Consider the following 13866-nt stretch of genomic DNA (forward strand, 5'->3'; position numbering starts at 1 on the left):
CATCACAATCCTGTCCATGCAAAAACAGATTCTGGTGGCCGGAGGCGGTATTGGTGGGCTGGCGGCGGCGTTGGCGGCGGAGATTGCGGGGTGGGAGGTGCGGCTGTTCGAGCGCGCGCCTGCGTTTTCCGAGGTGGGTGCGGGGGTGCAGATCGGACCGAACGTGGTGCGCCGGCTGCAGGCCTGGGGGCTGCATCGCGAGTTGCAGGCGGTGGCGGCGTTCCCGGATCGGCTGCAGGTGCGCAGCGCGGTCTCGGGCGGCGAGCTGGCGGCGTTGCCGCTCGGGGCTTCCGTGATTGCGCGTTACGGGGCGGCCTATGCGACGATCCACCGGGCCGATCTGCACGCGCTGCTGCTCAACGCGGTGAAGCACCGGCCCACCGTGCATCTCAATCTGGATCAGTCGGTGGAGCACCATCAGCAGGGCGATGGTGTGGTCACCGTGCGGTTGAAGGACGGGACTTTGGTCGAAGGGGATGCGCTGATCGGCGCGGACGGGCTGCGCAGTGGCACGCGGGCGCGTTTGCTGGGAGAGACGGCCACGCGCAGCTCGGGGCATCTCGCTTATCGCGCGGTGGTGCGGCAGGCGGATCTGCCGCAGGCGCTGCGCACGCAGCAGGTCACCGCTTGGCTGGGGCCTCGGCTGCATGTGGTGCAGTATCCGCTGCGTCGGGGCGAGCTCATGAACGTGGTGGCGATCCGGCATGGCGAGGCGCCAGCCGATCTGGATCACTGGGACCATGCGGCGAACGCAGGCGATCTGGAATCCGCGCTGTCGCAGACCTGCGCGCCTTTGCAGGAGCTGATCCGCGCGGTGCCGTCAGTCAGCGGCGGATGGCGGCTGTGGCCACTGTCGGATCGCCCCCCGGTGCGCGGACCGCAGGAGATGGCGCAGGGGCTTGTTGCCCTGCTGGGCGACGCGGCGCACCCGATGCGGCCGTATCTCGCGCAGGGCGCGGGCATGGCCATCGAGGATGCGGCGGAGCTGCAGCGGGCGTTGTCCATGCACGACCTGGAGGTCGATCTGCGTCTTCGCCGCTATGCGCTCAACCGCTGGCAACGCAATGCACGCGTGCAGGAGCGCTCGCGGCGCAATGGCCGGATTTTTCACGCCACGGGCTTTGTGCGTTTCGGGCGCGACATGTCGCTGCGGCTGCTTGGAGAGCGGCTGCTGGATGTGCCATGGCTGTATCGCGGTGATGGTGCGGGGGTCAGTCAGCTTTGAGGCTGTTGCAGCGCGGTCGACGGCCCGGGCGGTGAGGGCAGCAGCGTGAACGCCAGCGCGGCCAGCACCAGCAGTGCGGCGATGCCGTACATCACCGGGCCGAAGGGCTCCAGCCCCCGAGCCTCGGCCAAGGACGCGATGAGGCCGGTGAACCATTGCATGGCCGCGATGCCGAGGAACATCGCCATGGTGAAGGCCGCCATCGCGCGACCGGTGAGGGCTGCGGGATAGGCGTTGCGCACGTCGGCGTATTGCAGGATCAGATAGCCTGAGAGAAAACCGACGGCGAGCGCGGCCGCGATGTTGCTCCATGCGTCGTGCGAAATGCCGATGACTGCGAACAACGCGGCGAAGAGCATGGTGCAGACCACCAGCCACCGCCTGCGGTGCGCGGGGCCGGGATCGAGGCGGCCAAATGCCATCGGACCGCAGAGCGCGACAAGTGACAGCACGAGCGCGACGTTGCCGCTTTGCACCAGCGTGAAGCCATAACGGCTGATCAACAGCGGCCCCAGCCAGAGACCGCGCAGGCTGATGAAGGCCGCGTAACAGACAAAGCCCAGCGCGACGATGCCCCAAGTGTGCGGAATCATGAACAGCGAGCCAAAGCGCGCCACGGCCTCGCCGATGCTTTCCTTGCGCACTTCGGCGCCCGCGGGCGGAGCTGGCTCGTGCACCGTGCGCCAGATGCAGAGCCAGGCGACGGCCGACATCACGGCCAGCACCGTGAAGGCCATGCGCCAGCTTGTGCTCTGTACCAACCATGCGAGCGGCGTGCCGGTGAACAGCATGCCCAGTGTGCCGACCGTCATCGCGATGCCCGACACCGAAGCGAATCGGGACGCCGGAAAATGCCGCGAGATGAATACCGTGCAGGCGAGAAACGCGGGCGAACAGCCGATGCCGATGAGCGCCTGACCGATCAGCAGCACTCCGTAACCCGGTGCAGTCGCTGAGATCGCTGCGCCGAGGATGGCGAGCGGCGAGGCCAGCAGCACCGTACGGCGCACGCCCCAGAGATCGATGGCGATGCCCATGAACAGCTGCATCGCACCGAACATGAGATGAAAGCTGCCAGCGAAAATGCCCAGTGCCTGCGGGGAAAGGCCCAGCTCGCTGGACAGTGGCGCTGCCAGAATTGCGGCGACGGTGCGATAGGCGTTGCTCAGCGCAAAGCCCGCGGTGAGCGCGAGCAGCATGGCCCAGACGGCGGTTGCGGGGCCTGGGGCTTGGGTCGGTTCGGGCGTTGGATTGGTCATGGGTTGCGACATTGCCAGCCCCCGCATTGGGGGCATGCAGGCAGTGTGCTGCAATTGCTTACGTTCCGCATGAGGCTATACGCTTGGTGCAGGGGCTTTTTGTAACCTGAACCGCACATAATCAGCACCTTCGCCTGAATTCTGGATATCAACGTGGATCTGCTTTTATTGCTCAAGGCCGCCATCATGGGTGTGGTCGAGGGGCTGACCGAATTCCTTCCCATCTCTTCTACCGGTCATTTGATTCTTGCGGGCGCGCTGCTCGGCTTTCATGGCGAGAAAGCGAAAGTTTTCGACATCGCGATCCAGACGGGGGCGATCTTCGCGGTCATCCTCGTCTACTGGGAGCGCATCAAGTCCACCATCGTCGAGCTGCCCACCGAGCGCCGCGCGCAGAAGTTCGCGCTCAACGTGCTCGTCGGTTTTCTGCCTGCAGTGGTGCTGGCGCTGATTTTCGGCAAGTTCATCAAGGCCCACCTGTTCACGCCCACCGTGGTCGCGACGACGTTCATTCTGGGGGGCTTCATCATCCTCTGGGCCGAAAAGCGCAGCGCGGGCGGAACCGTCGCGCGCGTGAACTCGGTGGACGAGATGACGGTGATGGACGCATTCAAAGTCGGTCTGGTGCAGTGCCTTGCGATGATTCCGGGCACGAGCCGCAGTGGCGCGACGATCATCGGAGGCATGTTTCTCGGCCTTTCGCGCAAGACGGCCACTGATTTTTCTTTCTTTCTGGCGATTCCCACGCTGATCGGTGCGGGCGTCTACAGCCTGTACAAGGAGCGGGCGCTGCTTTCCACTGCCGACATTCCGTTGTTTGCCGTGGGGCTGGTGTTTTCGTTCATCAGTGCGTGGCTGTGCGTGCGGTGGTTGCTGAAGTACATCAGCTCGAACAGCTTTGTGCCGTTTGCTTATTACCGGATTGTGTTTGGTGTGATCGTTTTGATCACTGCTTGGACTGGGGTGGTTTCTTGGTCTGAGGCTTGATTTTTTTCTGTTCTTGGTTTGAGGGCGGAGGCCGGGTCTCGCCCCGGCGGGCGAGTAACTTTTCGCTTGCGCGCGAAAAGTCACCAAAAGCGCGCTTTGAATGCGGGGTCACGCGGCAGAACTCACTGCGCGACTGCGTCGCTTCGTTCGGACAACCGCCGCGAGCTAGTGCTTAACTAAGAGGTATTTGCGGCACTTCGCTTCGCTCGTGCCGGGGTGCTTGCTGAGTTGGGTTAGGCGGCAAATGCCCACTGCTCTTTTGAGCGACGGTGATCCAACGAGCCAATCAAAATCGTGCAGCACTGGCGCACCAGCATCTCGCGAAGTCGCGAGATGCCCGGCACGAGCGAAGCAAAGTGCCGAACACACCTCTTATGAAATATCTAGCTCGCGGCGGTTGCCCGAGCGGCGCGCGCAGCGCAAAGCGAGTTCTGCCGCGGGTATTGAAAGCGCGTTTTGGGTTACTTTTTGCGCGCAAGCAAAAAGTGACTCCGCCGCCGGGCGGAACTCCCGGCCTCTGCCCTCAACAAGGCAGCAATAAGATGCCCCATCACCCCCGAAGCACCACCTCGGCCAGATTGCGCAAAGAAGCCTCCACCGCAGCCGCCGTGGTATGCGGTTGCTCCATAGGGAACAGATGACTGCCGTCGATCATCATGATGCGCCCTGCCGTGACGCGCTGGGTGAGCGCCATGCCCACCTGACGCATCTCCACCGACTCCAGACCACCGATGAAGGCCGCCGGGCATTGCAGCGGGTGCTTCTTCAGCAGCGGGGCGAGGTTGTGGGGCAGGGTGTTGTAGATCGCCGTTTCCACCGCGCGGTCAAAGGCGAGGACCCGTTTCCCGGCGCTGTCGACCAAGCCGTGCGTCACGTAGTCCCACAGCACGCGCTCGTCCCAGCGGGCGAAGGCTTTCTTGTGGCGGAAGTGATCAAAGGCTTCCTGTGTGGAGGCCCAGGTGTTGCGGCGGGCGCGGCTGATCTTGCCGGGAGAGAGCGAGCCCACGACCTGCGCGCGCTTGACCATGTTGACGGCGCTGGCGCGCCAGCCGCTGAGGATGGGGGAGTCCAGAAGCTGTGCACCGCAGGCGAGGTCGGGGTGGCGTGCGGCGGTCATGAGGCTCAGGATGCCGCCCAGCGAGTGGCCCACGAGGTAGACCTTCTGCCCCGTGCGCTCGACCTGTTCACCCGCGAAGTCGGCCAGTTGCTGGACCAGATGAGGCCAGTTGTTGGTGACTTGGTAGCGTTCCTCATGGCCGAACCGGTCGACCGCGCTCACGTCGAAGCCGCGTTGGCGCAGGTCGTTCAGCAGCACGTTGTAGGTGCCGCCGGGGAAGCTGTTGCCGTGCGAGAAGACGATGGCGGGGCGGTTGGGCATGGGTGGTCTGCTGGTCTCTTGTGGGGTTCTGTCTGTGCGAGTGAGCGAGCAAGCAATCAAGTAAGCAAGCAAGCGCGCAGGCTTTGCTCAGACCAGCTTTTCGTCGGGGCCGGTGATCTTCTTGAGGTGCTGGTTGCGGTGCGGCTCCACGCGGATCGGCACTTCGGTGATGCCGCCGTTCCACGCAGGGTCTTCGATGCTGTCGAACACCTGGCGCAGACGCTCGCCCCAGGTTTCGTGGACCATGCGGAAGTAGGGGTTGTATTCGTCGATGCAAACAATCTTGTCCGATGCGAATTGGCCCTCTTCGTAGACCACCAGATCGAGCGGCAGACCGACCGAAAGGTTGGACTTGAGCGTGCTGTCCATGGACACGAGCGCGCACTTGGCGGCTTCGTCGAGCGGCGTTTCGGGGTTGATCACGCGGTCGAGCACGGGCTTGCCGTACTTGGATTCACCGACCTGGAAGTAGGGCGTCTCGGCGGTGGCCTCGATGAAGTTGCCGGCCGAATAGACCTGAAAGAGGCGCATGCCTTCGCCCAAGATCTGGCCGCCGATGATCATCGACACGTTGAAGTCCACGCCCGAGCGCTGCAGCGCCTCGCCGTCGCGTTCGTACACGCGGCGCACGGCCGCGCCCAGCACGCGGGCGACGTCGAACATGCTTCTGGCGTTCCAGATGGTGATGGGCTCCTCGTCGTCGTGCGCGCGCAGCTTGGTGACCTGCAGGATTTCGCGCACGGACTGGGAGATGCTCAGGTTGCCCGCGGACAGCAGCACCATGAAGCGGTCGCCCGTCTTTTCATAGACCATCATCTTGCGGAAGGAGCTGATCTGGTCGAGGCCCGCATTGGTGCGGGAGTCGGAGAGAAAAACCAGCCCGGCGTTGAGCTTGATGGCGACGCAGTACGTCATAACAGTGCAGAAATAGAAAATCGGAAAACGACAAGTGTAGTCGGCCCGCACTTTGAGCGTCTGCCGCGTCGACAAAACGGAAACTGGCGGTTAACCAATGGTTTACAGCGCGTGGCTATCATTCGCCCAGAATCGTCTCCTTCCCAAGGCACACATGCCCAATCGCTCATTGCCAGCCCGTTTCCACGCCCGTTTTCGGCCCTTTTCACTCGGGCGAGCGCGCGCCGGGCTGATCGCGGCTCTGGCCGTGCTGACTCTGGCGGCGGGTGGCGGGTACTGGTGGTACCAGAAGAAACAGGCGGCGGATGCGTCCGGCGCGACTGCCGCGACCGCTGGAGCAGCCAAACCCGGGGGCGCTGCAGGCGGCCGGGGCGGCCCGCGTGGCGCGCAGGGCGGTGCGCAGGCGCAGCCGGTGTCCGCCGGTGTGGTGGACCAGCGTGACATGCGCGTGCTGGTCAGCGCCATCGGCACCATGAGCGCACGTGCCACGGCCGTGGTGCGTGCCAAGGTGAGCGGTGAACTCGTCAAGCTGCACTTCAAGGAAGGCGACGACGTGAAGGCCGGGCAGTTGCTCGCCGAGATCGATCCGCGCAGCTTTCAGGCGACCCTGAACCAGGTGCAGGGCACCTACCAACGCGATCAGGCGCTGCTCAAGAACGCGCAGCTCGATCTGCAGCGCTACAAGGAGCTGCAGGCACAGGATTCCATCGCCAGCCAGCAGGTCGACACCCAGGCCGCGCTGGTACGCCAGTACGAGGGCACGGTCGCGTCCGACAAGGCGCAGGTCGATGCCGCCCGGCTGCAGCTGAGCTACACCCGCGTGACCGCGCCGATCTCGGGCAGGCTCGGTCTGCGCCAGTCCGATCTTGGCAACGTGGTCAACCCATCGGACACCAACGGCCTCGTCACGATCTCGCAGATCAAGCCCATCGACGCGGTGTTCGCGCTGCCCGAGGCGCATGTGGGCACGCTGTCGCGCCGCATCGCCGAGCGGCAGGACCTGCCCGTCGAGCTGTGGGACCGAGACCAGAAGACGCTGCTCGCGAAGGGCCGCCTCAACGCGCTCGACAACACCATCGACACGACCACCGGCACCGTCAAGGCCAAGGCCGCGTTCGACAACGCGGACGCCAGACTCTTCGCCAACCAGTTCGTCAACGTGAAGCTGCAGGTGAACCTGCTCGAAAACGCGCTCACGGTGCCCGCCACGGCGGTGCAGAACAATTACGTTTACTTGGTCAAGCCCGACAACACCGTCACCCAGCGCAAGATCACCGTTGGCGTGACCGACGGGGACCGGGTGAGCGTGCAAGGCGATCTGCAACCCGGCGATCAGGTGGTGACCGACGGCATCGACCGGCTGCGCGAAGGTGCGCAGGTGTCCAATATCGCGGCCAACAAGGTCAATCAGGTGGATCAGGCGGTGCAGAACAACGCCGGTGCGCCGCGCATGCCGCGCAACCTGCCGCCCGAGGTGCGCGCCAAGGTGGCCAACATGACGCCAGAGGAGCGCAAGGCCTTCTTCCAGAAGATGCGCGAGGAGCGCGCCGCGCGCGGCGAGGCGGGCGGCGGCGGTGGGCCGCAGTCCGGCGCATCGCGTCCGCGTGAGCGTGCCTCCGCACCGCGCGAGGGCGCCTCAGCTCCTGCTGCCCCGTCCGCTCCGGCGGCTCCCGCGTCGGCGGCCAGCCGTTGATCAGGTGTTGCGCCAGCACAGGCACGCAACGCAGCAGCACCCAACCGGGCAGCCCACATGAATCTCTCGCGCCTCTTCATCCTGCGGCCCATCGCCACCACCCTGATGATGGTGGCGGTGCTGATCTCCGGCATTCTGGCGTACCGCCTGCTGCCGATTTCGTCGCTGCCGCAGGTGGACTACCCCACCATCGAGGTCACTACGCTTTACCCTGGCGCGAGCCCGGACGTGATGACCTCCAATGTCACCGCGCCGCTCGAGCGCCAGTTCGGGCAGATGCCGGGGCTCGACCAGATGTCCTCGGTGAGCTCCGGCGGTGCGTCTGTCATCAGCCTGCGCTTTTCGCTCGACATGTCGATGGACGTGGCCGAGCAGCAGGTGCAGGCGGCCATCAACGCGGGCTCGAACCTGCTGCCCAGCGACCTGCCGATGCCGCCGACCTACAGCAAGGTCAACCCGGCGGACGCGCCGATTCTCACGCTGGCGATCACCTCGCCATCGCTGCCGGTCATCCGCGTCAACGATCTGGTCGAAAACCGCCTCGCGCCCAAGCTCTCGCAGGTGAAGGGCGTGGGGCTGGTGGCGATTGCGGGCGGGCGGCGGCCTGCCGTGCGCATCCAGGCCAATCCCACGGCGCTGGCGAGCTACGGCATGACGCTCGACGATGTGCGCTCGGCCATCGCCGCGGCCAACGTGAAGGGCGCCAAGGGCGGTTTTGACGGCCCGTCACGCGCGTCCACCATCGACGCGAACGACCAGCTGCAGTCCGCCGCCGAGTACCGCAATCTCATCATCGCGTTCAAGAACGGCAACCCGATCCGCCTGTCCGACGTGGCGACCACCGTGGACGAGGCCGAGAACACCCGTCTTGCCGCATGGGCGGCGAATCCCGAGCAGGGCTCGCAGGCCGGCGTGATCCTCAACATCCGCCGCCAGCCCGGCGCCAACGTGATCCAGACGGTGGACGCGATCAAGACGCTGCTGCCGCAGCTGAAGGAAACGCTGCCCGCGTCGCTCGACGTGCAGATTCTCACCGACCGGACGGTGACGATCCGCGCCTCGGTCGAGGACATGCAGGTCGAGCTGATGCTCGCGATCGGGCTGGTGGTGGCCGTGATCTTCGTGTTCCTGCGCAGCGCGTCGGCCACGCTTATCCCGAGCTTCGCGGTGCCGCTGTCGCTGGTCGGTACCTTCGGCGTGATGTACCTTGCGGGTTTCTCGATCAACAATCTCACGCTGATGGCGCTGACGATTTCGACCGGCTTCGTGGTCGACGACGCCATCGTGATGATCGAGAACATCGCGCGCTATGTGGAGAAGGGCGAGCCGCCGATGCAGGCGGCTCTGAAGGGCGCCAAGCAGATCGGCTTCACCATCATTTCGCTCACGATCTCGCTGATCGCGGTGCTGATTCCACTGCTTTTCATGGGCGATGTGGTGGGGCGTCTGTTCCACGAGTTCGCGATCACGATGGCGGTGTCCATCCTGATCTCGGCGGTGGTCTCGCTCACGCTCACGCCCATGCTCTGCGCGCGTCTGCTGAAGCATCAGCCCGAAGAAAGCCATGGCCGCCTCTACCACGCCACAGGCCGTTTCTTCGACGGCATGATCGAGCAATACGGCCGCATGTTGAATTGGGTGCTCGACCATCGAGGCCTCACCTGGATCGTGTTTCTCGCGACGCTGGCGATCACCGCGCTGCTGTATTTCGCCGTGCCCAAGGGTTTCTTCCCCGAGCAGGACACCGGCACGATCCAGGCCACGACCGAGGCCGATCAATCCATCTCGTTCGCCGCCATGGGCGAGCGTCAGCAGGCGCTGGTCGATCAGCTGCTCAAGGACCCGGCGGTGCAGTCGATCTCGTCCTTCATCGGCGTGGACGGCACGAACACCACGCTCAACACCGGTCGCCTGCTGATCGATCTGAAGCCGCATGGCCAGCGCGATGGCGTGGCGGCCGTCGTGCGGCGTCTCTCGGACGAGTCCAACCAGGTGCCCGGCATCCGCCTGTTCGCGCAGCCGGTGCAGGACCTGACCATCGAGGACCGCCAGGCGCGCACGCAGTACCAGCTGCTGCTGTCTTCGCCCGACATGGACGTGCTGTCCGCAAGCACCAAAGAGCTCGTGACACGCATGCAGGGGCTGGACCAGCTGCTCGACGTGAGCACCGATCTGCAGAGCCAGGGCAAGCAGGCCTACGTGAAGATCGACCGCGCACAGGCCAGTCGTCTGGGCGTGACGGTGGCGGGCGTCGACACGGCGCTCTACAACGCGTTCGGCCAGCGCCTGATCTCCACGATCTTCACCCAGTCCAACCAGTACCGCGTGGTGCTCGAGGTGGCTCCGCAGTTCAAGCTCGGGCCCGAGGCGCTGCAGTCGATCTACGTCGCATCGTCGAGCGGGCCGCCCGTGCCGCTCACCGCGATCGCCACCATCGAAGAGCGCAGCATGGCGCTGTCGGTCAACCATGTGGGGCAGCTGCCTGCGGCGACGATCTCGTTCAACACCGCGCAGGGGGTCTCGCTTGGCCATGCGGTGAAGGCCGTGCAGGACGTGATGAAGGCCATGCGCGACGAGGGCGAACTGCCGCTGTCGGTCGATGCGAATTTCCAGGGGGCGGCGCTGGCGTTCGAGGCCTCGCTGTCGAGCACGCTGCTGCTGGTGCTTGCGGCCATCGTCACCATGTACATCGTGCTCGGCGTGCTGTACGAGAGCACCATCCATCCGGTGACGATTCTCTCGACGCTGCCATCGGCGGCGGTGGGCGCGCTGCTCGCGTTGCTGCTGTTCGGGCTCGACCTCGACATCATCGCCATCATCGGCATCGTGCTGCTGATCGGCATCGTCAAGAAGAACGCGATCATGATGATCGACTTCGCGCTGGAGGCGCAGCGCGACGAGGGCCGCAATGCGCACGACGCGATCTTTCAGGCGTGCATGCTGCGCTTTCGTCCGATCCTGATGACCACGCTGGCGGCACTGCTCGGCGCGCTGCCTCTGATGCTCGGCACCGGCGTGGGCAGCGAGCTGCGCCATCCGCTGGGCGTCACGCTCGTCGGCGGCCTGATCGTCAGCCAGTTGCTCACGCTGTTCACCACGCCGGTGATCTACCTGACGTTTGAAGGCTGGGTCGAGCGGTGGCGCGTCAAGCGTGGCCTGCCGCCGGTGAAGCTCAGCCATCCGGAGCAGGAGGAGGAAGAACGTCGCCTCGGAGAAGCGCCATGAAGAACTGGTCCGGCTTGTCGGCGCCGTTCATCTTCAGGCCCATCGCCACGATGCTGCTGACGATCGGCCTCGCGCTCGCGGGCGGGATTTCGTATTTCCTGTTGCCGGTGGCGCCGCTGCCGCAGGTGGACTATCCGACGATCTCGGTCACCGCGAGCCTGCCCGGCGCGTCGCCCGACACCATGGCCGCAACCGTCGCCACGCCGCTGGAGAGGGCGCTCGGCGCGATTGCCGGCGTCAACGAGATGACGTCGAACTCCAGCCTCGGAAACACGCGCATCACGCTGCAGTTCGATCTGACGCGCACAGTGGACAGCGCCGCGCGCGACGTGCAGGCGGCGATCAATGCGTCGCGCATGCTGCTGCCGTCGGGCATGCCGGGCAATCCGACCTATCGCAAGGTGAATCCTGCGGACGCGCCGATTCTGATGATCGCGCTGACGTCCGACTCGCTCACGCGCGGCCAGATGTATGACGCGGCCTCGACCGTGCTCGCGCAGAAGCTCTCGCAGGTCGAGGGCGTGGGGCAGGCGTCGATCCAGGGCGGCGCGCTGCCCGCCGTGCGGGTGGAGCTGGATCCGGTGCGCCTGGCATCCAACGGCGTGTCGCTCGAGCAGGTGCGCACGGCCATCTCGAACACCAATGCCAACCGGCCGCTGGGGGCGGTCGAGCGCGAAGACCACTACTGGCAGGTGGCCACCAACGATCAGGCGCGCGTGGCGGCGGACTATGCGCCGCTGGTGCTCAAGTGGTCGGCGGGCAATGCGATTCGACTGTCCGATGTGGCCGACGTGACAGACTCGGTGCAGGACGTGCGCAACTACGGCGTGATGAACGGAAAGCCCGCGATTCTGCTGCAGGTGTTCAAGCAGCCGGACTCCAACATTCTCGAGGCCGTGAACCGCGTGCGCGCGCTGCTGCCGCAGCTCAAGGCGTCCATCCCGGCGGCCATCGATCTGACCATCGTCTCCGACCGCACGCCCACGCTGCGCGCGTCGGTGGTGGAGGTGGAGCGCTCGCTGATCATCTCGATTGCGCTGGTAATTCTGGTGGTGTTCCTGTTCCTGCGCAAATGGCGCGCGACGGTGATTCCGGCCGTGGCCGTGCCGGTGTCGCTCACCGGCACGTTCGGCGTGATGTACCTGTGTGGCTACACGCTCGACAATCTCTCGCTGATGGCGCTCACGGTGGCCACGGGCTTCGTGGTCGACGATGCCATCGTGGTGGTAGAGAACGTCATGCGCCACATGGAGCGTGGCAAGTCCGCCGTGCGCGCGGCGCTCGACGGAGCGCGCGAGATCGGCTTCACCGTGGTCTCGATGAGCATCTCACTGATCGCGGTGTTCGTGCCCATCATGTTCATGGGCGGCATCGTCGGGCGGTTCTTTCGCGAGTTCGCGGTGGTGATGTCGGCGGCGATTCTGGTGTCCATGCTGGTGTCGCTCACCACTACACCGATGATGTGCGCGGCGCTGCTGCGCGGCCCGGAGGATGAAGGCGACAAGAAGGCGAAGCCGCGTGGCCCCGTGATGCGCGCATGGGAGCGTTTTTCCGCTGCGATCGGTCGTCTGGAAGCGGGCTCGATGCGCGTCTACCGCAGGACGTTGGCGTGGTGCCTGCGCCACCAGCCGCTGGTGATTCTGGTGCTGCTTGGCGTGATCGCGCTGAACGTGCAGCTCTACCGCGTGATCGAGAAGGGCTTCATCCCCGACCAGGACACGGGCCGCGTGATGGGCTTCATCCGCGCGGACCAGGCGACGTCCTTTCAGGCGATGGAGCGGCGCATCAAGCGCTTTCTCGACATCGTCCAGCAGGACCCGGCAGTGGAATACGTGACCGGTTTCACCGGCGGCGGCCAGCGCAATTCGGCCAGCATGTTCATGTCGCTCAAGCCGATGGCCGAGCGCAAGGTGTCGAGCGACGAGGTGATCACCCGGCTGCGGGAAAAGCTCAAGGACGAGCCCGGCGCGCGGCTCTTCATGTTCAAGCAGACCGACATCCGCATCGGCGGACGGCAAAGCGCTGGCTCGTACGAGTACACGCTGCAGGCCGACGACATCGCCGACCTGCGCACCTGGGAGCCGCGCATCCGACAGGTGCTCTCAACGCTGCCTGAGTTGGAAGACGTGAACAGCGACGTGCAGGACTACGGCATGCAGACCACGCTGGTGGTGGACCGCGACGCGGCGTCGAGGCTCGGTCTGACCATGTCGCAGATCGACGCGACGCTCAACGATGCCTTCGGCCAGCGGCAGGTCGGCGTGATCTACAACCCGCTCAACCAATACCGCGTGGTGATGGAGGCCGCGCCGCGCTATCTGCAGAGCCCGGAGACGCTGCGTGGCTTCTTCTTCGTCAACAACGTCGGCGAGCAGGTGCCGCTCACCTCGTTCGCGAAGATCACGACGACCAACACGCCGCTGTCGGTCAGCCATCAGGGCGGCACGCCCGCGAGCACAGTGAGCTACAGCCTTGCGCAGGGCGTGTCGCTCTCGCAGGCCAACGACGCGATCCGCCAGGCCGTGGCCGAGCTCGGCGTGCCGGTGTCGGTGCGCGGCAGTTTCAGCGGCACGGCGGGCGCGTTCCAGCAGGCGCTGGCCGGTCAGCCGCTGCTGATTCTGGCGGCCATCATCACCATCTATCTGGTGCTCGGCATCCTGTACGAAAACCTCGTGCATCCGCTCACCATTCTCTCCACGCTGCCGTCGGCAGGCGTGGGCGCGCTGCTGGCGCTGATGCTGTTCAAGACGGAGTTCTCGCTGATCGCCTTCATCGGCGTGATCCTGCTGATCGGGCTGGTCAAGAAAAACGCGATCATGATGATCGACTTTGCGCTCGAGCGCGAAAAGGGCGGTCACGCCACGCCCGCTCAGGCCATCTACCGTGCGTGTGACCTGCGCCTGCGCCCCATCCTCATGACCAGCATGGCGGCGATCTTCGGCGCGCTGCCGCTGATGCTGGGACGCGGCGACGGCGCGGAGCTGCGCCAGCCGCTCGGCATCGCCATCGTGGGTGGCCTGCTCGTGAGCCAGCTGCTCACGCTCTACACCACGCCGGTCGTCTACGTTCTGCTTGAACGTGTGCGCTATCGCGTGGTGAATGGTTGGGCGCATCGTCCCGCCTGGCTGCGTTCGTCAGCACCAGCGCCTGCCACATCGCCAGCGATTCAAACGGGGAAATGACC

The 13866-nt window shown here is 65.3% G+C and carries 8 protein-coding genes; 5 read left to right on the forward strand and 3 right to left on the reverse strand.

The window, feature by feature from the left end:
- Positions 1 to 16: 16 nt before the first annotated feature.
- Positions 17 to 1225, forward strand: a complete 1209-nt coding sequence (locus ISG32_RS22695; RefSeq protein ID WP_194773306.1) for an FAD-dependent monooxygenase — start codon at positions 17 to 19, stop codon at positions 1223 to 1225.
- Here ISG32_RS22695 and ISG32_RS22700 read toward each other — a convergent pair.
- Positions 1216 to 2484: an MFS transporter gene (locus ISG32_RS22700; protein WP_228530035.1), complete on the reverse strand. Its 1269-nt coding sequence runs from the start codon at positions 2482 to 2484 to the stop codon at positions 1216 to 1218. The two genes, ISG32_RS22695 and ISG32_RS22700, sit on opposite strands and share 10 nt — an antisense overlap.
- 153 nt (positions 2485 to 2637) lie before the next feature.
- Between ISG32_RS22700 and ISG32_RS22705 the strand changes: the two genes are divergently transcribed.
- Positions 2638 to 3471: an undecaprenyl-diphosphate phosphatase gene (locus ISG32_RS22705; protein ID WP_194773308.1), complete on the forward strand. Its 834-nt coding sequence runs from the start codon at positions 2638 to 2640 to the stop codon at positions 3469 to 3471.
- Between the two features lie 550 nt (positions 3472 to 4021).
- Here the strand turns inward: ISG32_RS22705 and ISG32_RS22710 are convergent.
- Complete coding sequence (locus tag ISG32_RS22710) at positions 4022 to 4849, reverse strand: alpha/beta fold hydrolase (protein WP_194773309.1); 828 nt, start codon at positions 4847 to 4849, stop codon at positions 4022 to 4024.
- 87 nt (positions 4850 to 4936) lie between these two features.
- The gene (locus tag ISG32_RS22715; RefSeq protein WP_194773310.1) at positions 4937 to 5764 is read right to left on the reverse strand and encodes a proteasome-type protease; all 828 of its coding nucleotides are present in this window, start codon (positions 5762 to 5764) and stop codon (positions 4937 to 4939) included.
- A 154-nt stretch (positions 5765 to 5918) separates the two neighbouring features.
- Here ISG32_RS22715 and ISG32_RS22720 point away from each other — a divergent pair, with 154 nt between their 5' ends.
- The 3 genes from ISG32_RS22720 to ISG32_RS22730 are packed head-to-tail and all read left to right on the forward strand — an operon-like array spanning position 5919 to position 13864.
- Entirely contained in the window at positions 5919 to 7457 is a 1539-nt protein-coding gene (locus ISG32_RS22720) for an efflux RND transporter periplasmic adaptor subunit (RefSeq protein WP_194773311.1), read from the forward strand.
- Positions 7458 to 7514: 57 nt separating this feature from the next.
- A complete protein-coding gene (locus ISG32_RS22725) occupies positions 7515 to 10682 on the forward strand; it encodes an MdtB/MuxB family multidrug efflux RND transporter permease subunit (protein ID WP_194773312.1) in 3168 nt (1055 codons plus the stop codon).
- Positions 10679 to 13864 carry a multidrug efflux RND transporter permease subunit gene (locus ISG32_RS22730; RefSeq protein WP_194773313.1) on the forward strand — a complete coding sequence of 1062 codons (3186 nt, stop codon included), beginning with the start codon at positions 10679 to 10681 and terminating at the stop codon, positions 13862 to 13864. The genes ISG32_RS22725 and ISG32_RS22730 overlap by 4 nt, the downstream gene beginning before the upstream one ends.
- Positions 13865 to 13866: the final 2 nt, after the last annotated feature.

This window comes from Diaphorobacter caeni (assembly GCF_015354245.1).
GTDB lineage: Bacteria > Pseudomonadota > Gammaproteobacteria > Burkholderiales > Burkholderiaceae_C > Diaphorobacter_A > Diaphorobacter_A caeni.

Excerpts from the sequence above, each read along its gene's own strand:
- ISG32_RS22710 (WP_194773309.1), bottom strand. The coding sequence starts at position 4,849 with ATGCCCAACCGCCCCGCCATCGTCTTCTCGCACGGCAACAGCTTCCCC.
- ISG32_RS22715 (WP_194773310.1), bottom strand. The coding sequence starts at position 5,764 with ATGACGTACTGCGTCGCCATCAAGCTCAACGCCGGGCTGGTTTTTCTC.
- ISG32_RS22720 (WP_194773311.1), top strand. The coding sequence starts at position 5,919 with ATGCCCAATCGCTCATTGCCAGCCCGTTTCCACGCCCGTTTTCGGCCC.
- ISG32_RS22725 (WP_194773312.1), top strand. The coding sequence starts at position 7,515 with ATGAATCTCTCGCGCCTCTTCATCCTGCGGCCCATCGCCACCACCCTG.
- ISG32_RS22730 (WP_194773313.1), top strand. The coding sequence starts at position 10,679 with ATGAAGAACTGGTCCGGCTTGTCGGCGCCGTTCATCTTCAGGCCCATC.
- ISG32_RS22695 (WP_194773306.1), top strand. The coding sequence starts at position 17 with ATGCAAAAACAGATTCTGGTGGCCGGAGGCGGTATTGGTGGGCTGGCG.
- ISG32_RS22700 (WP_228530035.1), bottom strand. The coding sequence starts at position 2,484 with ATGACCAATCCAACGCCCGAACCGACCCAAGCCCCAGGCCCCGCAACC.